At 67.5% G+C, this 20711-nt stretch carries 18 protein-coding genes and 2 pseudogenes; 12 read left to right on the top strand and 8 right to left on the bottom strand.

From position 1 onward, the window contains the following. Positions 1 to 69 precede the first annotated feature (69 nt). Entirely contained in the window at positions 70 to 369 is a 300-nt protein-coding gene (locus IEY99_RS04520) for an STAS domain-containing protein (RefSeq protein WP_505661148.1), read from the bottom strand. A 493-nt stretch (positions 370 to 862) separates the two neighbouring features. On the opposite strand from IEY99_RS04520, the gene IEY99_RS04515 reads away from it, so the two are divergent. Then, positions 863 to 1345 carry an ATP-binding protein gene (locus tag IEY99_RS04515; RefSeq protein WP_189199514.1) on the top strand — a complete coding sequence of 161 codons (483 nt, stop codon included), beginning with the start codon at positions 863 to 865 and terminating at the stop codon, positions 1343 to 1345. A 286-nt stretch (positions 1346 to 1631) separates the two neighbouring features. Here the strand turns inward: IEY99_RS04515 and IEY99_RS04510 are convergent, their stop codons facing one another. The 3 genes and pseudogenes from IEY99_RS04510 to IEY99_RS04500 form a co-directional block, all read right to left on the bottom strand. Beyond that, complete coding sequence (locus IEY99_RS04510; protein ID WP_189199512.1) at positions 1632 to 2813, bottom strand: tyrosine-type recombinase/integrase; 1182 nt, start codon at positions 2811 to 2813, stop codon at positions 1632 to 1634. Between the two features lie 3 nt (positions 2814 to 2816). After that, positions 2817 to 3026 carry a helix-turn-helix transcriptional regulator gene (locus IEY99_RS04505; protein WP_189199510.1) on the bottom strand — a complete coding sequence of 70 codons (210 nt, stop codon included), beginning with the start codon at positions 3024 to 3026 and terminating at the stop codon, positions 2817 to 2819. Then, positions 3023 to 3499 (bottom strand): annotated as a pseudogene (locus IEY99_RS04500) (site-specific DNA-methyltransferase); the annotation flags it as partial. The gene IEY99_RS04505 and the pseudogene IEY99_RS04500, both read right to left, overlap by 4 nt. Here IEY99_RS04500 and IEY99_RS04495 point away from each other — a divergent pair. Continuing rightward, on the top strand, positions 3483 to 3797 hold the full coding sequence (locus tag IEY99_RS04495) for a winged helix-turn-helix transcriptional regulator (protein ID WP_189200626.1): 315 nt from the start codon (positions 3483 to 3485) through the stop codon (positions 3795 to 3797). The pseudogene IEY99_RS04500 and the gene IEY99_RS04495 sit on opposite strands and share 17 nt — an antisense overlap. A 3-nt stretch (positions 3798 to 3800) precedes the next feature. Next, positions 3801 to 4463, top strand: a complete 663-nt coding sequence (locus tag IEY99_RS04490) for an A24 family peptidase (RefSeq protein WP_189199508.1) — start codon at positions 3801 to 3803, stop codon at positions 4461 to 4463. A gap of 30 nt (positions 4464 to 4493) precedes the next feature. Here IEY99_RS04490 and IEY99_RS04485 read toward each other — a convergent pair whose 3' ends face one another. Together IEY99_RS04485 and IEY99_RS04480 are read right to left on the bottom strand one after the other, a co-directional pair. Then, positions 4494 to 4991: an SLOG cluster 4 domain-containing protein gene (locus tag IEY99_RS04485; protein WP_189199506.1), complete on the bottom strand. Its 498-nt coding sequence runs from the start codon at positions 4989 to 4991 to the stop codon at positions 4494 to 4496. 24 nt (positions 4992 to 5015) lie between these two features. After that, complete coding sequence (locus IEY99_RS04480) at positions 5016 to 6419, bottom strand: NsdA family TPR-like regulatory protein (protein ID WP_189199504.1); 1404 nt, start codon at positions 6417 to 6419, stop codon at positions 5016 to 5018. A 643-nt stretch (positions 6420 to 7062) separates the two neighbouring features. On the opposite strand from IEY99_RS04480, the gene IEY99_RS04475 reads away from it, so the two are divergent. The 9 genes and pseudogenes from IEY99_RS04475 to IEY99_RS04435 form a co-directional block, all read left to right on the top strand. Beyond that, positions 7063 to 7302, top strand: coding sequence for a hypothetical protein (locus IEY99_RS04475; RefSeq protein ID WP_189199502.1), 240 nt, complete (start codon positions 7063 to 7065; stop codon positions 7300 to 7302). Positions 7303 to 7335: 33 nt separating this feature from the next. Beyond that, positions 7336 to 8958: a methyltransferase, FxLD system gene (gene fxlM, locus IEY99_RS04470; RefSeq protein WP_229798107.1), complete on the top strand. Its 1623-nt coding sequence runs from the start codon at positions 7336 to 7338 to the stop codon at positions 8956 to 8958. Positions 8959 to 9025: 67 nt separating this feature from the next. Beyond that, entirely contained in the window at positions 9026 to 9217 is a 192-nt protein-coding gene (locus IEY99_RS04465) for an FxLD family lanthipeptide (RefSeq protein WP_189199500.1), read from the top strand. Positions 9218 to 9297: 80 nt separating this feature from the next. Further along, positions 9298 to 12411, top strand: coding sequence for a lantibiotic dehydratase (locus IEY99_RS04460; protein WP_189199498.1), 3114 nt, complete (start codon positions 9298 to 9300; stop codon positions 12409 to 12411). After that, positions 12408 to 13568, top strand: a complete 1161-nt coding sequence (locus tag IEY99_RS04455) for a lanthionine synthetase C family protein (protein WP_189199496.1) — start codon at positions 12408 to 12410, stop codon at positions 13566 to 13568. Before IEY99_RS04460 ends, IEY99_RS04455 begins: the two co-directional genes overlap by 4 nt. Then, positions 13550 to 14482, top strand: coding sequence for a thiopeptide-type bacteriocin biosynthesis protein (locus tag IEY99_RS04450; protein WP_189199494.1), 933 nt, complete (start codon positions 13550 to 13552; stop codon positions 14480 to 14482). Before IEY99_RS04455 ends, IEY99_RS04450 begins: the two co-directional genes overlap by 19 nt. Beyond that, the gene (locus IEY99_RS04445) at positions 14479 to 15630 is read left to right on the top strand and encodes a hypothetical protein (protein WP_189199492.1); all 1152 of its coding nucleotides are present in this window, start codon (positions 14479 to 14481) and stop codon (positions 15628 to 15630) included. The genes IEY99_RS04450 and IEY99_RS04445 overlap by 4 nt, the downstream gene beginning before the upstream one ends. Positions 15631 to 16580: 950 nt before the next feature. Next, positions 16581 to 18551, top strand: a complete 1971-nt coding sequence (locus IEY99_RS04440; protein WP_189199490.1) for a Vgb family protein — start codon at positions 16581 to 16583, stop codon at positions 18549 to 18551. Between the two features lie 368 nt (positions 18552 to 18919). Beyond that, positions 18920 to 19042, top strand: a pseudogene (locus IEY99_RS04435) (transposase); the annotation flags it as partial. A 118-nt stretch (positions 19043 to 19160) separates the two neighbouring features. Here the strand turns inward: IEY99_RS04435 and IEY99_RS04430 are convergent. Both IEY99_RS04430 and IEY99_RS04425 read right to left on the bottom strand, forming a co-directional pair. Next, positions 19161 to 19967 (bottom strand): GAF domain-containing protein, encoded by an 807-nt coding sequence (locus tag IEY99_RS04430; RefSeq protein ID WP_189199488.1) that lies wholly within the window; start codon positions 19965 to 19967, stop codon positions 19161 to 19163. 62 nt (positions 19968 to 20029) lie between these two features. Continuing rightward, positions 20030 to 20629 (bottom strand): recombinase family protein, encoded by a 600-nt coding sequence (locus tag IEY99_RS04425; RefSeq protein ID WP_189199486.1) that lies wholly within the window; start codon positions 20627 to 20629, stop codon positions 20030 to 20032. Positions 20630 to 20711: the final 82 nt, after the last annotated feature.

Genomic DNA, 20711 nt, shown 5'->3' with positions numbered 1-20711 from the left:
CGGTTCTCACCTGCTACACCGGGCGCAGGGTTGGTCCACTACTGTAGAGCGCCGGTGCCGCCATGCCGGCTACCGTTCGTGTGGCTCGGGGTCCCAGGCTCGCTCGCCAAACAGGTGCAACACCAATCGCACCGCCCGGTGAGCCGCCACCAGCACAACCGTGATCTGCTGCTGGGCAGCCCGATCGCGCAACGCCAGTAGCTCCCGGGCGCCTGCCGCGTCGCAGAACCCCACCCCTGCCAGATCCAAGTCAACCACCCGGACGGGTGCTGTCAACAGCGCCGCCATCTGGTCACGAAACGAAGCCACGACGCACGCCTCCAGGTCACCGATCACCCGGACTCGCAGCCTGCTTTCCTCCCGACGCACACAGGTCACCACCAGCGGCCATGGAGTTTGGCGCCAATATCCGTACTAGCCATCGTCATGCTCCCGTCCACTTGGGTAACGGGTCGGTCCCCGCGACAAATCCGGCGAGTCACCCGAACATGGCTGCGTTGCCACTGTCCCACTCCCGGCACCAAGATCGATATCCATTGACGTAGGGGCAACCGATGGATCTTGGCGACGTTCGCTGCCTGATCCGCGCTGCTCGATGGGCGTTGCTTTGCACTTCTACCGTGGAGTGTCCGCAACCTCCGTCCATGACGTCAGGTTGGTCGGCGCGAAGCGGCATTGACTCGGGGCCCCTCACGCTATCGGAGCATAGTGACAGGCGACGCGTGCCATATGGCAACAGTGGACCATAGGCAAGTATTTGCGCCCTGCCTGATCCGCCCTCCGACCCACATTCGCTGTAGCGGTAAATTCGTTTGCGGATAGGCAATTATTCTTGCCCTATCTGACTCGCTACGGTGTGTACATGCTGAACCTCGCACCGACCCTGCCTCCAGCGGACGCAGAGGTACTGCATGTCTGGGTGCTGGACGAGCGATCACAGCTACCGACGTTGAAGGCGTCTCTGCTGGACGTCGTGATCCAGCAGAGACCGTTGGCGCAATACGCAATCGGTACTGTCGATAAGATGATGTTGGTTGCCACCGAGTTAGCCGCCAACGCCATCACATACGGATTGCCGCCCACCGTCGTGCGCCTGTTCGCAGACGGGCCCAGCCTGATCGTGGACATCGCTGATCACGACACCCAGATCCCACCCGAGTTCGCCGACGCCCAACCCCCAGGAGCCGGCGGCCTCGGCCTGCGTCTCGCCCTCAAATTCGCCCTCGCAGTGGGCTGGTATGCCACCGACACCACCAAACACATCTGGGCCGAGTTCCTCAACGACGACACCGAAGCGACATCTCGCGCGACCGCAGCCGGAAGCAAACCTACAACCGCTGCCTAAACCAATGGACTAGTTGGCGAGTTCTCCCCTTTACCTTGTCGTCGGATCTGCGGTCAGCCCACGGGCTCCTCCACCAAGTGGGTGACCGCAGACATCCATGAGGTTCAGGCAGATTTCATCGGAGGTCGCGGGTTGCGGCGCCCGCTCGCCCGGACAGTCTGATGCCCCGACCCGTGGTCGGGGCATCAGAACTGCTTGTTGTTTTGATGGGCCGGTACCGGAGAGGCGGGTCATTCCTTACGTGCGGCGCCCTGTGACCGGTGATCTTGCGCGCGTGGCGTCTCGTCTACCCGGTCGCCCGCCGGTCGCCGAGCTGTTCAAGGATCGCGGAGTTGTCCGGTGCGAGCGCGGGCTTGACGATGTAGTGCTTCTTTGTGACCTCTTTGCTTCCGTGTCCGAGCTGCGCGGCGGCGCTGTCGGTGTCGGCCTCCTTGTCGATGAGGGTTGCGACGGTCTTGCGGAAGGTGTGTGGGGTGACCCATTCGAGCCCGGTCTCGGCGCGTACTCGGCGCCACTGGCGGCGGAAGTTCTGGGGGGATAGCCAGGTGCCGCGCCGAGAGGCGAAGATCGCATCGTTGGGGTTGGCGTTGGCGGTGAGCTTGCGTGCCATCAGCATCCCGACCGCGAACCGGGGCAGGACGGTGCTTCGGAAACCGGCGTCGGTCTTCGTCCATTCCTGTCTGTAGAAGCCCTTGCCTTTGACGTAGACGATGGTGCCGCAGATGGTCAGGGTAGGGCGTTCGTCGGCGAGGTCCAGGTCTTCCCACCGCAGGGCCAGGATCTCGCCGATGCGGGCGCCGGTGGCGAGCATGAGATCGACGATGTCGGCCAGATCGCCGGTCGGCCGAGGTCCGCTCTTGCCGGGGGTGGGCTTCTGCCACTCGCGGATGGCCGAGCGGACGCCGTTTAATTGCTCGTGGTCAAGGGCGACGACGACCTTGCGCCTGGGGTTACGTAGTCGGCCAGTTTCGCGGACAGGGTTGGTCGTCAGCGCCCCTCGGCGTACTGCCAAGGCGAACATCTGGCGGAGGGCGACCTTGGCGCCTCTGGCTGCTGCCGGCCGGTCCTTGGCGACCTCTCGTAGGAACTTGTCGAGACGCCCGGCGCCAGCCTCTCGGATGCGTAGTTTGCCGAGCGCAGGCACGATCGAGACGCGGACGCTGATCTCGTACCGGCTGATGGTCTGTGGCGTAACTTCTCCCGCAGCGATGATGTCGTCCAGCCAGAGGTCGGCGAGTGTGCTGATGTGGGTTTCTCTGGTGATCTCGTCGTCGTTGGGGGCAACACGGTCCCTCAGCTTGACCTGTAGTGCTCGAATGGCGGCCGGGCCGGTGGTGCCGATGGCCTCGACGTCGCGCGTTGTGCCGTCGTAGTCGCGGAATCGAGCTCGGGCACAGTGCCGGTTGGGGCCGAGCTGCTCCGTGCGGATCTTGCCCCAAGTGCCGACGGGTAGTGGAGGTCGGGCCATGGCTCAGCGCTCCGGGTCGGTGTGGGAGTCGAGCCAGCGGTCTACCTCGCTACGCCGGTAGCGCAGGGTGTTGCCGACTCGGATGGCGCGCGGTCCCTTGCCTCGGCTGTGCCAGGCGTAGAGGGTGTTTTTCGGCTTGCCCAGCCAGGCCGCGACGTCATCGACGGTCAGGAGAGGGTCGGGCCGCCACTCGGCGACGGTCGAGGCGCTCATCGCGAACCTGCCGTGTCGGGCGTACCGGTAGGCGGACACGGCCCGTCGGGATCGGTATGCCGCCGATGGGTGGTGGTGTCGGGCCGTACGGCCCCGGCGATGGGGTGTGGATAGGGCGGGCACGGATCGGCTGTCCTTTCAGTGTCCCGACCCGGGTAGGGCCGGGTGTCGGGGGCGCTGCGGCCGGGGTTGGCATGTCCGGGGTGCGCCGGGTGTGCGCGTCGATCCACGCGTGCGGGGGTGAAGGCATCAAGCCAGTGGTCGGTGTGGGCGTTGACGCCGACGGGCTCTGTGTCTGCGGAGTCCTGCGGCTGGCCGAGTCGAAGGATGATGACGTCCTCGTGCTGGGTCAGCCATTGCGGGTCTCCGGCGGCGATGGCGTCTCCAACGTTCTTGATCTGGAAGAACGACGCCCGCGGTACGAGGAGGCCGTTGCGGATGCCGGCCATCAGAGCGATGCACTCCTCGACCAACATCACCAGGCGGAAGCTGAACCTGGCCATCCTGACCGCTCTCCGAGACGGACCGCTCCGATACTCCAGGCTGCATCATGCTGTGTCACAGACAAGCCTGGAGGTCGTCCACGCCCGCACCCTGACCCGCACGCTGACCCACCTCCAGGAGGAAGGGCTGGTTGAGCACCATCAGGAAGCGGACACCGCCGACTACCGCCTCACCATCGCCGGCACAGAACTGGTCGACCTGCTCGCCGAACTCGAACGGTGGACCCGGGAACACCGCACCGACGACCGCGACGAGGACGACCGGTAGCCGATGAACGCTCTTGCCGCGAGCGGCATCGCCGTCGCTGGCGCGCTCGCTGGTGTCCCCATCGCCGCCATCGCGTACTCGGCACCAGAACGCGGCAGCGTCCGGGTACCTGAACGGTGGTGGCGCGGCGCGCCAGCGCGCCCGACGACTGTCGCAGTCGTCTCGGCCTTGACTGGTGCGGCGGCCGGGCTGGTCGCGGTCTGCCTCCCGCTATCGCTGACACTGCCCGCGTTCTGGACCTTTGCCGTGCTTGGGGTGGGCTTGGCGATCACCGACCTACGGCGTCACCGGCTCCCGTACGCCCTCACTGGCACGCTGGCGGCGGCGTGCACGATCTGCTTTACCCTGCCCGTCGTCATGGGCGGAAGTTCGGTTCCAGTACTGCGGGCGCTCACCGCTGGCTCGGTGACGGTCGTCGCGTTGCTGATCCTGGCTCTGTCACTGCCGGGACAGCTCGGGCTAGGCGACGTGGCCTTGGCGGGCGTCGTCGCATTAAGCCTCGGCTGGTTGAGCTGGCAGGCCGCGGCGGCCGGTGTCCTCGGTGCCTTCCTTATCCAGCCTGCCGTTGTCCTCGTGAGCAAGCTTCGAGGCGCAGGTCGAGTGACGCCGATGGGGCCGGCGTTTCTGGTGGCATGGCTCGGTAGCGTCGTCGCACACGGAATGTAGTCGCACTCGTGAGTGATGTTCGGCATCTGGTTATGCAGTCGTCTTCGGTGCTTCTTGCGCGGCGCTAATTGCTGCCGCCACAGCGTCTGCGGGTGTGTCTACATAGCGAATGCCAGGGACGGTTTCCCCGTCCGCTTGCACGACTCTCCAGCCACCGAGCGCCACCACCGGAACATCACCGCGCCGCATAGCGAGGGCGACCTCGCTGAGGGTGCCCCAGGAGCCGCCGATGCTGATGACTGCATCTGCGCTCCAGACGATGATGGCGTTCCGCGCTTCCCCCATGTTGGTGACGATGGTCGCCGACAGGTCGGGCGACGCGCCCTCCTTGCTGCCGTTGGGTCGGATGCCAATGACCAGGCCGCCTTTGGTTCGGGCGCCCTCCGCCACGGCAGCCATGACACCGACCCCTCCGCCGCAGACGATCACCGCGCCTTGCTCGGCGAGCAGCTCCCCGACGCGTCGAGCACGCTTGGCGTCCTCGTCGGTGCAGTACCGGGGTCCGCATACGGCTACTTGAAGGGCCACGCTGCCATGCCTCCAGGGTCGGTGTCAGTGGGGTAGTGCAGGCAACTCACGGGTTGCCGTGTAGGCGCAGAATAGGTGGATGCGTTCGCGCAGCTCGACAGCGAGGGCGGCGTTGGCGAAGCGTTGGCTGGCCAAGGCGTGGTCTGTCGTTGCAACTCGCTTCACCACCGGGAGCGTGCGGCTCTCTGTGGGTAGGGCGAAGACGGGAAGCAGGTGCTCCTCCGCGCCGTTGAGATCATCTTGCGCAAGATGGGCCGCTACGAGATCGAGTTGCGCGGCAGCGAAGAACTCCGGACAGTGATCCGACTCCGGTTGGGCGGCAAAGAGTTCCAAGGCTTGCTGTGCGTCAGTCGCGGCCTGTCGGTAGTTCTCCTTGCCGCCCAACGCCAAGCGAACCTCACTTGCGTAGTAGGCCGCTTTACCCGGGGCGAATCGAAAAACTCCGCCCGGCTCATCGTCTCCTGGGCCGAGATGGGCTCGCGCCGCCTGCGCCGTGCCCAACGCCGCGTCCGCCGCCTTATGATCTGCTGCGGCGGCGTGGGCTCGCGCTTCTTGGCTAGCTAGCCGAAGCAGGCTGGTGCCCATGGTGGCGTAGCGTTGGCCGCTGTGAGCGTGCTCAGCGGCGCGCCGGTAGTCGCCGTTCCAGTAGGCGACGTTTGACTGCACCCAGCGGACATACGCGCGGAGCGGATTGTTCTCGGCAAGATCCGCGCATAACCACGCGGTACGGGTATGGGTGTCGGCGGCATACGCCTGACCAAGATCCGCGCACGCGTGCGCCAGTAGAGCGCAAAGTTGGCCAGCGACCCGGTAGAGGCCCGGGAGTACCGTCGGTCGTTGCCGCTCCTCAAGCAGCTCAAAAACTTCCGTCCGTAGTCGTGCCAGAGGCCGGAACATCATGTATGGCGGCCGAGCCAGGTAGTCACGCGCCATCTGCTGGACATCGTCGTCTAGCTGATCAAGTACGTCCTGATTCACAGCGCCACGCGCTCGGCGCACGAAACGCGCCGACTCCTCCGCAGCCATAGCGATCTCCTCGCCTAGGGTGCCGTCAACAGTAGAGTGCGCCTTCTTGGCGAGCACCTCCTCTGACGGTACGTCGCTGCGACCGGGCGCCGGCGCCGAAGTCGGTGGCGTCACAAGGATCGATGGTTGCCCGGAGAGGCTGAGGACCGTAGTCGTAGAGCCGCTGGCGAAAAGCTGTGGCGCGGCGAGGCCAGGGAAGAGCCCTTCAAGGATGCGACATGCGTCCGGGTGAGGCAGGCCCTTAAGGTCCCCGGCCAGCCATCGGGCGAGTTGAGATCGGCTGGGGTAGGCGCCGACGAGGTCGGGATCGAGCTGGGTGGCGACCCGGTCCCACTCCTTGCAGAAAGTTACGTACTTCTGCCAGTGCCGCTCGCGCAGCAGTGCCTTCAACAGCGTGGTCACAGTTCCCGTCCTTCAGCCAACGCACGTCCGGGGTGTCCACAGGGTAACGGCGCCGTAGCCCATCAGCCCTGATCAACATTAGTGACGCGCCAGGCGACGCATGAACGCGACATACGCGCGACAAAGATGCGGAATCCGCGACTAGCGCGCCGTCGAAACGCGGCGACCTGTCGATCCACTCTGTGATGACACGGCTACTGGTGACCCTAGGGTCCGACCGGGCCGCGTTTGTACGGCCACACCACGATTCAGGCTGACTCCCCGCCGTTCTGTGCTAGCGAGCCGGGGCGGTGGGTGACGGATCGGGCGCATCGCATCGCACCGCGACCCCCGTCGCTGATGCTTACGCGATGCGCCCGGTCCCCTTCGGGTAGGGAGCAAATGTGACGACGTATCCGGGAGGCGAGCAGATTGACTGCGCGCAAGCGGCGTTGCAGCGGCACCTGACTTCCAGCGGCACCGGATTGTGCGTGACCTGCGAACTCCCGGGACCGTGCCATGAATACGAGCAGGCCATGAACGTCTTCAAGCTCTCGCATCGACTACCTCAACGGACGCCCGGTGCGAGCCGCCCAGAACTGATCAAAGCGCGGCGAGTAGATGCACGCGCCCTGTTCACAAGGGTGGGTTGAGGTGCGTCGGGATGCCAGGCGACCAGCAAGGCCCTCGGAGGCTCCGCGCAGGCGACATGGTGCATGTCAGCCGAGCGGCCAGCGTTCAGTTTGCCATCGGCTTCAACTTTCGAGTGATCCGAGTGGACGACAAGCCGACGTACGAGGGCTGGTGCTGGCTGGACGGCTACCAAATGGACGGAGATGGAATGGCGATCGAACGCCGAAAGATCTTCGTGCAGGTCGCCGGCCTTCGCCCGGCGCGCCAATAGCAACAGCCGGTCCGACAGGGAGGTGGTCCTGATATGCAGATCAGCACGGTCGAGCGACCCACCCAAATCCTCAGCGAGCCGGGCATCTCGGCTGATCCGTCACTGAGCGCTGTGATGGCGCAAGCCACCGCCGTCGCAGCGGCCCACACGAACGAGGACGGGTTTTGCGGCGAGTGCCTTGCCGCGTGGGGTCGGCTGGCGTTGCATCCGTGTTTGTCAGCTCGATGGGCTGACGCCCTCCTGGCGCGGTGCAGCCCGGAGCCGTTGAGCACATTGCAAGGTTCGCCAACGCGCCGGCCCGCCGCGATTGCCTTGATGAACTCCCAGAACGTAGTGCAAGACGTGTCAGTAACGAAGGGAATCCCTGTGACCGAACCAGCCACTGAGTCTCACGACGACGACCACCGAACCCATACGGCTGCCAGCCCTAGGGAAAGCCTCCGCACTGACCCTGCGGGCGAGTTGCGCTCAGCGCTTGTGGAAAGGCTTCGCGCCGACGGGAAGATCACCAGCGCTGCGGTGGAGGCGGCCGTCCGTGCCGTGGCCCGGGAACGGTTCCTCCCGGCTGACACGCCGCTGGAGGTCGCGTACGGCGTGGACAACTCGGTGGTGACCAAGCGCGATGCGCACGGCGTGGCCCTGTCGTCGGTCTCGGCCGCGTACATCCAGGCTCGGATGCTGGAGCAGGCCGAACTCCAGCCGGGCATGTCGGTGCTGGAGGTGGGGTCGGGAGGTCTCAACGCGGCGATGATCGCGGAGATCGTCGGTCCGGAAGGCCACGTGCTGAGCGTGGACATCGACTCGGAGGTCACCGACCGCGCGGCCCGGCTGCTGGACGAGGCCGGCTACGGCAAGCGGGTGCGGGTCATCGCCGCCGATGCGGCTGAGGGACTACCGGGCGAAGGCCCGTTCGACGCGATCATCGTCACGGTGGGCGCCTGGGACATCGCGCCCGCATGGCTGGAGCAGTTGAAGGACGGCGGTGTGCTCGTCTTGCCGCTGATCATGAACGGAGTCACCCGCACGATCGGCTTCCGATTCGACGGTGAGGCCCTCGCCAGCACCTCGACTGAGGTGGCCGGCTTCGTGCCCATGCAGGGGATCGGGCAGCACCCGGAGCGGGTGTTCTTGCTACCGGACGCCAACGGCAAGCAGGTGAAGCTGCGGTTCGACTCTGGGGCGCCGCAGGACATGAGCGCGCTCGACAGCGTGCTCGCTACCGATCGCGTGCAGGTGTGGTCGGGGGTGACGATCCCGCACGGGGTGTCGTTCGCCGACCTGCATCTGTGGTTCGCGTGGTACCTGCCCGGGTTCTGCCTGCTGGCGGTGGACGAGGGCACGGAGCTGGCGGCCGAGTACGGCAAGTGGTTCCCGTTCGGTGTTGTGCGAGGCTCGGCGTTCGCGTATCTCGCGGTTCGTCCGGCGCTGGACGGGGGCGGCGTCGAGTTCGGTGCCAGCGCGTACGGCCGTGACGGTGAGCTGGCCGCAATGGCGATGGTCGAGCAGATCAAGGCGTGGGACCGCGACGGTCGGCACCGCGACCCGAGCTTCACCTACTGGCCGTCCGGCACGGAGAAATCTCTCCGTTCGGCAGATGTCGCTGTCATGGACAAGACGCACGGCGTCCTCACGATCTCCTGGCCCGCGCGCGGCTGAGCACTTCAGTCGGCGCGATTCAGGTGGCAAGAACCCAACCCCTTTTTATGCAAGGAGAGTGATCTCGATGGCTCCGCAGAGCGCGGTCCTCGATGGCCCGGCCGACACGGTCGTCACGGACGACGACGACTTCGAGCTGGACATGCGCGTGATCGAGTCGTCCACGCCGCTGGTGATCATGATGTGCAGCACGAGCGACGGCTGCGGCAGCACCTGCAGCACCAGCGCGTGCAGCACGTCCTCCTACGACCCGGCCTGACCAGGACAAACAACCCCCGTTCGCCGGAGCCCGTCGCCTGGTGGGTTCCGGCACACCACCCCTTTGCCTGGAGCTATGGCATGCCCCTCAACTTGCGCCAGTACCAGCCGACCGGCCCGATACTCCTGCGTGCCAGCACCCACCCCGGCGACATCGCGCAGGACAGCGACGCGACCGGGAGCTCGGAGCGGAGTCTTGCCTGGCTCATAGAACAGTGGTCTCGTCCTGAGCTGCGCGAAGCCGTCACGATGGCGAGCCCCACGTTCGCCGAGCGAGTCGGACAACTCGTCCACGCCGGCGATGCCGCTTCACCGAACGCGGTCCGGCGCGCGGTACTCGCATTGGCCTCCTACCTAGCCCGGTGGCAGGGGCGAGCGACCCCCTTCGCACTCTTCGCCGGGATCAACATCGCCACGGTGGGCGCAGCGACCGGCCGGGTAGGGGACCAGCACACCGCCGTCGTGCGTGCTGACGCCGACTGGCTCACCAGGGTCGTTGACCGCCTCGAACGCCTGCACGACCTGCGGCGGGTCTTAACTGTTGTCGCGGACGGTGCGGCGATCGTCCGGGATGGCCGTCTGGTCATCGCGGCGCGGCCCCAAGCCGGTGAACGTCAACCCGGGCCATTACGGGAAGCGTCCACGCGGTTCACCCACGCCGTCGAACGGGCACTGGCCCACGCGGCGCGGCCGGTCCACTTCCGTGAACTTACCGTCCAGCTCGGCACCGAGCTTTCCCACGCCGCCCCGCACCGGATCGAGTCACTGCTGCACGGCCTGATCGACGGCGGCTTCCTGATCACGAACCTTCGCCCACCGATGACCGCCGAAGATGGCTTGGCCTATGTAGTCGATGTTCTGCACGCTGCGGGCGGGCCGGGTCTGCCCGAGGTGGCTGTGGTCTTGGGGCAACTGGACGGGATCCAGGCGCGAATGCTGCGCCACAACGCTGCCCGGACGGTGCGTGAACAAGCGGCGATCCGGGCGGAGGCGGTCGAAGCTATGACTGCCCTCTCCCCTGGCAGCGAGTACCCGCTGGTGGTGGACCTTCGGCTCGATGCTGAACTCAGCGTGCCGGCCGGCGTGGTGAACGAGGCTGCTCAGGCGGCCGGTGTGCTGCTGCGGTTGACCACGCAGCCCTTCGGGTCGGCGGCCTGGCTGGACTATCACACTCGCTTCCGCGACCGCTACGGTCCCGGCGCCTTGGTGCCCGTCAAGGAGCTGGTGGCCGACTCGGGGCTGGGCTACCCGCGTGGCTTCCTCGGTGCGCCGCGGGCACGCCCCGCCTGGCGAGTTCTGACCGAGCGCGACGCCTACCTCCTGGCCCTCATCCAGCAGGCGACGCTTGACGGTGCCCAGGAAATCACGCTGACGGACGCCGACATCGACGCCATGACGATCGGCGATTCGAGCGCCGCCGTGCCGCCTGCCCGCATTGAGCTGAGTCTGACGGTCAACGCCCCCAGCGTGGAGGCGCTGAATAAGGGGACGTTTGCGCTGTGCATCACCGGCGCGCCCCGCTCATACACCAGCATGGCCGGGCGGTTCGCCTACCTGCTTGACCCGACCGCACGAGGCGAGCTGGCGCGCTCGTACACCGATGCCGCCAACGAGAACACGCTCACGGCACACCTGTCGTTCCCGCCTCGACGGGTACACAACCAGAACGTCACGCGGGTGGGTCGACTGACTACCTCGGTGATCTCGCTGGGCGAGCACCCCGACGGCGACGACATCGGCGTGGATGACCTCGCCGTCACGGCTGACCCGGATCAGCTTCACCTCGTGCAGCGATCCACTGGCCGACGCGTCCTCGCGTACATGCCGCACGCCCTGGACATCACCGTCCAGACCCCGCCGCTGGCCCGATTCATCGCCGAGGTGGGCCACGCGCGCAGCGCGGTCTTCGGACCCTTCGACCTGGGCGCCGCCGCCCGAACCCTGCCCTATACCCCTCGCATCCGATACCAGCGCACCATCCTCGCCGCCGCCCGCTGGACCCTGTCCGCCACCGACCTCGCCCCACCGCCCCCGACGACCGGTGCGCAAGCGCACGGCCCGCTGACCGTCGGGCCATCTGAGCGGTGGGAGAAGGCACTGTATGAGTGGCGGGAACGCTGGCGCGTTCCCGCCCGGGTGATCGCCTGCCACGGCGAACTGCGCCTGCCACTCGACCTCGACCGAGCGCTAGACCGGGCCTTACTGCACCACCGACTGACGCGCGCCGAACGCCTCGAAATCCGGGAAGACGCCCCTGCAGACGCCCACCGCTGGGTCAGCCACGCAGCCGAGCTGCTCATCCCCATGACCTTGAAGGCACCGGCACCGCGCCCGCTTCCTGTCATGGACTCACCAGGGCAGACCCTGCGCCCCGGCGCGTCCTCGCTCGTACGAGCGCACCTCATCGGCAATCCCGCCCGCTTCGATGAGCTTCTGACCAAGCACCTTCCCGCCCTCGCCGACAGCCTCATCGATGGAGGTCTGCTGCGCTGGTGGATTCGCCGGCACCGCGACATGATCCGCCTTGACGCCGACCAGTACCTTTCCATCGAGCTGCGCCTGCGGGAGCCTGCGGCGTTCGGCCCGGTCGCGGCCCGGCTGGCGGCCTTCGCGGACACCCTGCACCAGTCCGGCTTGCCCGCCGAAGTCCTCCTCGCCGCGCACCATGCGCACCCGGCCCGCTACGGCCTCGGCCCTGCGATGGAGGCGGCTGAGCAGGTGTTCGCCGCTGACACCACCGCCGCGATCAGCCAGCTCCGCATGAGCGAGCAGGCAGGAATCCCGAGTCACGTGCTGGCCGCCGTCTCGATGGTCCGGCTGGCGGCCGGGTTCGCCCCCGACCCCGCATCCGGGTACATGGCGCTGCTGACCTGCCTTAAGGGCCATACTGAGCCCGCCGATCGCACACTCACCGAGCTGGCTCGAACCCTCGCGGACCCGACCGCCGGCCACCAGCACCTTCGGGACCTACCCGGCGGCGACGTGGTCACGGTCGCCTGGCACCGCAGACAGGACGCGCTGCAGACCTACCACGCCCGGCTCAGGGAGCAACGCGATCCGGCAGTGGTCCTTCGGACGCTGCTGCATGAGCATCACGTCCGCGCCGTCGGCGTAGATCCCGAGTTCGAGCGCAAGACCAATCACCTCGCCCGCGCCGTCGCCATGCGCTGCCTCGCCCCGGTGAGCACCCGATGACCGCCTCTCCCGCCGTCGTCACATCAGATGAAGTCGATGCACAATCGCTGTCCTCCGGCGCCGTCGGTGCTGCTCTGTTGGCGGTGGAGCAGGCACTCGATGGCAGCGGCGACTGGGCCACCGTGCGGCAGCTCATCAAGGCCGCCACTGCCGGGCCGGTCGACGCCGCCCCCCACGTCGGTCTGTACTACGGTGCGCCCGCTATCGCCTTCACGCTGCACGCCACCACCGCCGACGGCCACGACCGCTACCTCGGCGCCCGGACCGCCCTCGACCAGCACCTACGACGGCTCATCCGGGACCGCCTGAGAACCGCCAACGAGAGACTCGACAGCGGCCAGCCAGCAACGTTTGCCGAGTACGACCTGTTCTACGGCCTCACCGGACTCGCTACCCTCCTGGTGCGCCTCGCGCCCGGCAGCGACGAACTCGGCGACCTGCTGCACTACGTCGTCCGCCTGACGCAGCCACGTCGGGAGGACGACCTTGTGGTGCCCGGCTGGTGGGTGGACCACGACCCTGACCCGTTGCTACCTACCCCTGGCGGGCACGCCAACGCAGGCATGGCCCACGGTGCCGCCGGGCTCCTCGCCCTGCTGGCCCACGCGCATCTGAACGGGCATCAGGTCACCGGTCAGGCCGATGCCATCTCGCGGCTGTGTGCCTGGTTCGACGAATGGCAGCAGGACACGGCGCATGGTCCCTGGTGGCCGCAATGGGTTACCCGGGAGTGCCTGTGTATCGGCCGCCCGATCCAGCATGGCCCTGGCAAGCCCTCATGGTGCTACGGCGCGGCAGGCGTCGCCCGCGCCCAGCAACTCGCCGCCCTCGCCACCGCCGACCACACGCGCCGAGCCGCCGCCGAGCAGGCACTCGCCGCCTGTCTCCTCAGTCCACAGCTCGACCGGCTGAGCGATGCGGGCCTCTGCCACGGAGTCGCCGGCCTTTACCAAACCGCCTACCGGGCCGCCGCCGACGCCACAACCCTCGCCATTGCACAGGAGCTTCCTGCCGTCGCCGAACGGCTCACGGCCACAGCAAGCCGCGATGCCGACGGCGGGTTCCTGACCGGCCGCACCGGCGTTGCTCTGACTCTGCACACGATCCGATCCGGCCAACCGCACACCAGGTGGGACGCATGCTTACTGATCATCTGACACGTACCGCTGACGAGCTCGCGGACCATGTCGAAGCTCTCCTCGGTGGCGCCGCGGCTGACGACAGTCTCGAAGTGGCAGACGCCGTGGAGACCTACCGCAACGCCGGGCGCGCCGCCCTGCAGAAAGGCCAGGAGCGAGCCACCTTCCAAGCTCACGTCCGGCCGCTGGACTGGGTCAAGGTCGAACCGGCCTTCGCCACGCTGGTCATGCCGCACCTCGACCGGCTCGAAGGATACGGCTGGTGGTTCCTGCGCAAACACCCCGACTGGCGCCTCCGAGTGCGCACCCGTCACCACGACGCAGTTAGAGGACTGCTTGACCGCCTCGTCAGAGAAGGCGTCATTGCAGGCTGGCAACAGAGCATCTACGAACCCGAGACCGGGGCGTTCGGCGGTCACTACTCGATCAACATCGTGCACGACCTATTCTGCGCGGACAGCCGAGGTGTGCTCGACTATGTCCGGCAGGACACGCCAGCCATGGGACGCCGAGAACTGTCTCTGCTGCTCGTCCGGGCGTTGCAACAACACGCCGGCCTTGACCCGTTTGAGGCAGGCGATGTCTTCGACCGTGTCACCCGCATGCGACCTCCCATCGATGACGTCGACCGAGTAGGCGCCCTGGCGACCCGCATGCAGCAGATCCTCTCCATGCCGGTCCGAGAGGACAACCCGCTCTTCGCCGCCGACGGACCGCTGTCTTACGCCGCCCCCTGGCTGGCCGCCCACATCGACGCCGGACGGCGACTGCGCCGAGGCGCGGTCGACGGTCTCCTCGAGCGAGGGCTACGGGCGATCCTCGCTCAAGTCGTGATCTTCCACTGGAACCGGCTCGGGCTGTCCGCCACCGCCCAGAGTGTTCTCGCGCACGCCGCCAAGTCAGCCCTCCTGCCTGGGGAGTCGGTCCGATGAACGACGCCATCCAGGCCGCCACCCGGCGATTCCCCCTGCTCGGCCGCCCCCGCCCGGCCTGCCCCGCCTTGCCGCAACGAATCCAGGAAGTTACCGACGCCGTCACTGCCGCCGAGCAGAAGGGTGAGCAGGGATTCGCTGACGCCGCCCACGCCCTCAACAAGGCGGCGCTGATCGCCAGCGACTGCGGCCTTCCGTACCTAGCCGAGCAACTCTGCTGGCAGCACATCCACGTCTACCGGCACCTCGGCCGCCCGTTAACCATCGTGGAGGCGCGCTACCTGCTCGAACCGGTCCTCAACCTCGCCCGTCTGCACATCCGCGCCGACCAGGGCAACGCCGCCATCCAACTGCTGGAGGCGATGTACGACGCGGTCACCCGACGCCAGAACCTCACCGTCGGCGACTATCTCCTCCCGACCGCCGAACTCACCGGGGATCCACTGGAACGGCGCCAGCTACGCGAATGGGTGTGGCTGCAACTCATCGGCGAAGGGGTGCGGGCGCTCGCGCTGGCGGGCCGCTGGACTGCTGCCGCCGAGCACGCCCGCGCCCACAAGGGCATCGGCATACACCTCATGGAAGGCCGCCAAGCAGCCATCATCGCGGCCATCTTGAACGACGACCTCCCACAGGCCCGGAACCTGCTCGGCGAAAGCGCCCTTACCCAGCCCTGGGAATTGGAGGTCCTCAGCTGCTTCAACCTGATGTGCGCTCGGCCCGGTGTACTGAGCAGCGAGCGGCAGCTCGACGTAGCCCTAGCCGGCTACCGCGCCCGAGGGCCAGTCTCCGGCTACGCCTCCTATCGAGCGCGACTCGGGCTCACTCTCGTCACGCTCGCCTACCCCACTCGCCCGGACACGGCCGCCATCCTGCTCCGCGAGGTCGCTGAGGAGACAATTGCCGCCGCCGACGGATACGCCGCGCGCGACCTGCTTAGCTTCCGGGGACCCGTGGACGGCATCACTCCCGCCCAGCGCACTCGCCTTACCAACATCAACGCGGAGTCCAGGCTCGGCCTCCGCACCCTTCCTGACCTAGCCCTACAGCAACTGACGTCCTCCACCCTCGCGGCCGAGACGGCACTGCGCACTGCCCTTGTTACCTGCCGCAATGCCGTCACCGGGCCCAGCGCTGGGCACCACTGATACTTACCGCCTAATCCGTCAGAGCACGGTCGCAGTCGAGGGCGTGTCCCTTCTCCGGCCAGGACGCCATTCGTACTGCGTTCTAGGGAGTGGGGCCAGGGGTTCGACCAACCGGTATGGCTGAACGAAGCGTTAGCAAAGCACAAGTGGGAAGTCGTCGGGCGGCTGAGCTGCGATGGGTCCTGCGGCCAGCAGGGACACGGCCTGCACACCCGCGGGCGCTCGGAGGCGCTGTGGTTCACGGCACCGGCCCGGCCGGACCGGATGGCGAGGCTCAAGTGATCTTGGTCGACAGCACCCACCTCCGCGCGACCTCCTGGAGAATCGATGGCGGATTGTCGAGGGCGGCCGGGAGCTGGTGGGGTCAGCGGCGGCCGCGAGAAGCAATCTGCCGAGCAGAGTCAGTTGCGAGCGAGTGGCACGCGGCCGGCCAGCTCTGCGGAGCGTGGCTCTGCTGAGGTCAGGTCCGCTGAGGCTCGCCTCAGTTAAGACTCCAGGGGTGAAGGCGCCGGCGCGAATGTCCATCAGCTCCGTAACGGCGTCAGCTGCGGAACGGGCCGACCACTGCACACTGCTCATCGCTGAGGTCACTCGGGAAAGCATTGCGTTCGCCACGCCCGACGCAGCCCGGAGCCGCCCACCCTCATACCCCACGGATCCCCACGCTATCGCGCGATGACTAACGCCCAAACTCACTAACCGGCCTCTCATTGGCGTGTGCACGACGGCACCCGATGGAGTTAACCGCCAAACCGATACGGGCGGATCAGTTCAACGTTTTCCCTGTTCGGACGATCGTCCGAGCCGTGTCGAAGGTGGACATCCGAATGTCGGCCGAACGATGATCACCGTGTGGAGGCGTTTTCGCCGTCCGCTCGATCGTGCAGCCCTTTGCGGGCGCCCGTATTCCCCTGTCATCGTTCGGAGTCTGCTCCGGAAAGGACACTGAAGTGTTCGCAAGAAGGCGAGTTCTCGGCGCCGGAACGGCATTGGCCCTCGTTGCCGTTCCGTTGGCGCTCACCTCCCAAGGCGCGCAGGCGGCGCCGGGAGCGTCCCACACTTATACCCTGAATGCGGACTTCGACGAAGGCGTTGCCAACAACGTCGTCCACAGCACGCCGGATCAGCTCCAGCTCGACGACACCGTGACGGCCTTCCCGTTCATCTGGGTGGCGTTGTCGGCCCGCGGCACCATCGCGAAGATCGACACCGTGACCGGTGCGGTCAAGGGCGAGTACGCCACCACGTCGGACGGCGACAACCTGCACAACCCGTCGCGCACCTCGGTGGCCAACGACGGCAGCGTCTGGGCGGGCAACCGCAACCAGAGCTCGGTCATCCACGTCGGACTGGTCGAGACCGGCCAGTGCGAGGACCGCAACGGCAACGGCACCATCGAGACCTCGACGGGTTACGGCAACGTGCTGGCCTGGCCGGGTGGCAGCAACGGCAACTCGTCCGCGGCGAGCGCCGCCCTGGACGAGTGCATCCGGCACTACGTGGACACGCAGGGCTCCGACGCCCGGCACCTGAGCGTCGACGCGGCCGGCGACGTCTGGGTGGGCTCCACCTCGAGGGCCTTCCAGAAGGTCGACGGCGTGGACGGCACCATCGTGGCTGGGTCGGCGAGGACGATGCCGTGCGGCGGCTACGGCGGCCTCATCGACGGCAACGGCGTCCTCTGGTCCGCCGTGGGCGCCTCCACGCTGCTGCGCTGGGACCCGAACGCCGTGGATTCCGCCACGAACCCGCGCTGCCTCAACGTGCCCGCGTACGGTCTCGCCTTCGACAGCCAGAACAACGTCTGGGCCTCCACGCTCAACTCGTCGCAGCTGGTCTACAAGGTGTCGCCGGACGGTGCCACGGTCCAGTCGTTCTCCATGCACCACCCGAACGCCCAGGGCCTGGCCGTCGACGGCAACGACCACGTCTGGATCAGCTCCAGCCTGATCGGCGGCGCGAACCGCATCGCCCACCTGAAGAACGACGGCTCCTTCGTCGGCGAGGTCACCGGCGCCGGCGACGGCAGCACCGGGGTGTCGGTCGACGCGGCGGGCAAGATCTGGACCGCCAACATCAACTCCAGCGACGCCACCCGGATCGACCCGAACGCTGGAGATCTCGGTACCGACGGCGTGACGCGCATCGGCGCGTTCGACCTGACGGTCGCCCTGCCGGGCGCCGGACCGTACAACTACAGCGACATGACCGGCAGCGCGCTCACCGGCAAGCCGAAGTCCGGCACCTGGTCGGTGGTCTACGACAGCGGCATCCCGGGCGCGCAGTGGGGCACCGTCGACTGGACGGCGGACACCCCGAGCGACAGCAAGCTCACCTTCACGGTTGCCAGCAGCTCCGACGGCGTGACCTTCGGGCCGACGCAGAGCACGACCGACGGCGCGGACCTCAGCGTGGCCGACGGTCGGTACCTGCGGATCACCGCCACCTTCACCCGGGCCACCACCGAACCGGCTCAGAGCCCGATCCTGTACGACGTGACGGTCGCCACCGCGGACCTCAACGACGCCCCGGTCTGCACCGGCGCCACGCCCAGCGACGCGGTGCTGTGGCCGCCGAACCACAAGATGGTGCCGATCACCATCAAGGGCCTGACCGACCCCGACGGCGACACCCTCACCACCAAGATCACCGGCATCCGTCAGGACGAGGTCGTCAACGGCCCTGGCGACGGCGCCACGGCCCCGGACGGCGCGGGCGTCGGCACCGACACCGCCAAGGTGCGTGCCGAACGGGCCGGGACCCCGAAAGCTCCCGGCGACGGCCGGGTCTACCACGTGAGCTTCTCGGTGGCAGACGGCCAGGGTGGCACCTGCACCGGCACGGTGAAAGTCAGCGTCCCGCACGACCAGCGCGGCGCCGCGGCGGTCGACGGCGGACCGCTGTACGACTCCACCGTCTGAGCAGCAACCGCCGATCAACCGGGCCGGACAGCCGTCAAGCTGTCCGGCCCGGCTGATTTCCCGCAAATGGACACCGGGTCGCACCACGATCTGCCGCGGCGTCTCGGATGTCAGGAGAGGCGGACCCGCTCGCCTCGCTCGAACGGCCGGTGTACCGCCCCTCCTGCACGAGTCGACGCTGATCAGCAGGCTGAGATCACCACGACCCGCCGTGTCCCTGCTGGCTGGCCGTCGCGACGTGCGTATCGCCTGCTTGCGCCCCTTCGGCAACCGCCGGGCGGTTCCATGGAGGCGTGCATCAGAAGCAACTGCTGTACTTCCTGAATCTGATTATTCCGTAATAGAACTCTTGTCCGGGTCCTGACCTCGTGCCCGGCATCGGGGTCAGGACCGCAGCCCGCATCCTGCTCGAGGCCGGCGACGGCACCGCCTTCAAAACCCCCGCACACCTGGCCGCCGGTACATCGGTTAGCGGTAGTAGTGATCTTGGTTAGAGATTGCCCAAGCAGCCAGTGCTCCACGAGGCTGGTAGCGGCGGGTGCGCGCGTGGCGGGCGGTCACCGGCTGCCGGTGCCGCACGGGGCCGGGGAGGTTGGTTCGCGGTGACGGTCAGCGGTTGAGGTAGGCGGCCAGGCCGCCGAGTTCTTCGCTGGCGATGAACACCGAACGGACATTAAGAATGGCCTCTTCGACGTGGGTGGTGCAGCCCCAGGCCGAGTCGCCCCACGAGTCGGCGATCTTGATCTCGGCTGGTGCGGTGCAGCCGACGGTGCCGCCGAGCTGGCAGTGCTCAGGGTGCGGCGTGGTGGCCTGCACCGCAGCCGCGGCGCGCATCTGGGCGGCGAGTTCGGCGGCGGCGGCGGCGCGTTGCTCGGCCTCGTCGCGCAGCTGACGTTCGGCGCGTACCGCCTTGATGGTGGCCAGGCGCAGCTCCAGGTGCTGCGCGACCTGGTCGGCGAGATGGCCGAGCACGGTCGTCTGCGTCTCGGTCAATTCCCGGGGCATGGCGTCGATCGCGGTGACGGTGCCGAGGTGGTGCCCGTCGGCGGTGACGATCGGGGCGGCGGCGTAGAACCGCAGCCCCAGCTCGCCACGTACCAACGGATGGTCGAGGGTGCGCGGATCCGTGACCGCGTCGTTGACCACGTACGGGCCCTCGGTGCAGAACGCCGACGCGCACAGTCCCGGTTCGGTGCCGACCTGCGCGACGCCGTCCAGTCCCTTGGTCGCGGCGAACCAGACCCGGTCGGCGTCGACGATGCTGACCGTGGCGATCGGGGTGCCGCATACCGCTGCGGCGGCCGCCGCGATGGTGTCGAATTGGCCGTCGGTGGGGGCGTCGAGGATCTCGTAACGGCGTACCGCAGCGAGCCGGGCGGGGTCGGTGAGGGCGGTCCTGTCAGCGGTGATCGACATGGTGTGGTGCTCGCTTCTGATGGGGGGTGTTCAGGCCGGGGTGGAGTACGCGGTTGCGGCGGTCATGCCGCACCCGCTGTGGCTGTCGTGATGCTGGCGCGTTCGAGGACTCGGTACACCGTCGGGCGCGACACCTCGAACAGTTCCGCCAGTTCGGCGATGCTGTGTTCGCCGGCGGCGTGCAGTTTGATCAGGTGCGCCTGCCGGGTCTTCGACAGTTTCGGGGCCCGGCCCTTGAGTTTGCCCTTCGCCTTGGCGATGGCCATGCCTTCGCGGGTGCGCATGCGCAGCAGGTCGACCTCGAACTCGGCGAAGGTGGCCAGGATGTTGAAGAACATCTTGCCCATCGGGTCGCCCGGGTCGTAGATCATGGTGCCGAGCTGCAGCCGGATGCGGCGCTCGGCGAGGGAGTCGCCGATCTGCCGGGCGTCCGGGACGGAACGGGCGAGCCGGTCGAGTTTCGGCACCACGAGGGTGTCGCCGGCGCGGACGGCGGCCAGGGCCTGGTCGAGGCCGGGCCGGGCGCGGGTGGTGCCGGAGTACGCCCGGTCGAGGTAGATCTGATCAGCGGGCACGCCGAGGTCGAGCAGGATCTGCCGGTTGGCTTCCAGGTCCTGTTTGTCGGTGGAACAGCGGGCGTAGCCGATCAGCACGGCGGTCATGCCGGTGAGCCTATCGGTAACGGATAGCCCCCGCTCACCGGACAGATCACCGGACACCCTATGTGAGACAGGTCGCGTCGCT

The sequence above is a fragment of the Couchioplanes azureus genome, from assembly GCF_014648355.1.
In the GTDB taxonomy this organism is placed as follows: Bacteria; Actinomycetota; Actinomycetes; order Mycobacteriales; family Micromonosporaceae; genus Actinoplanes; species Actinoplanes azureus.
Note: the sequence above shows the minus strand (reverse complement) of the source record. Positions and strands in the feature narration are given on the sequence as shown.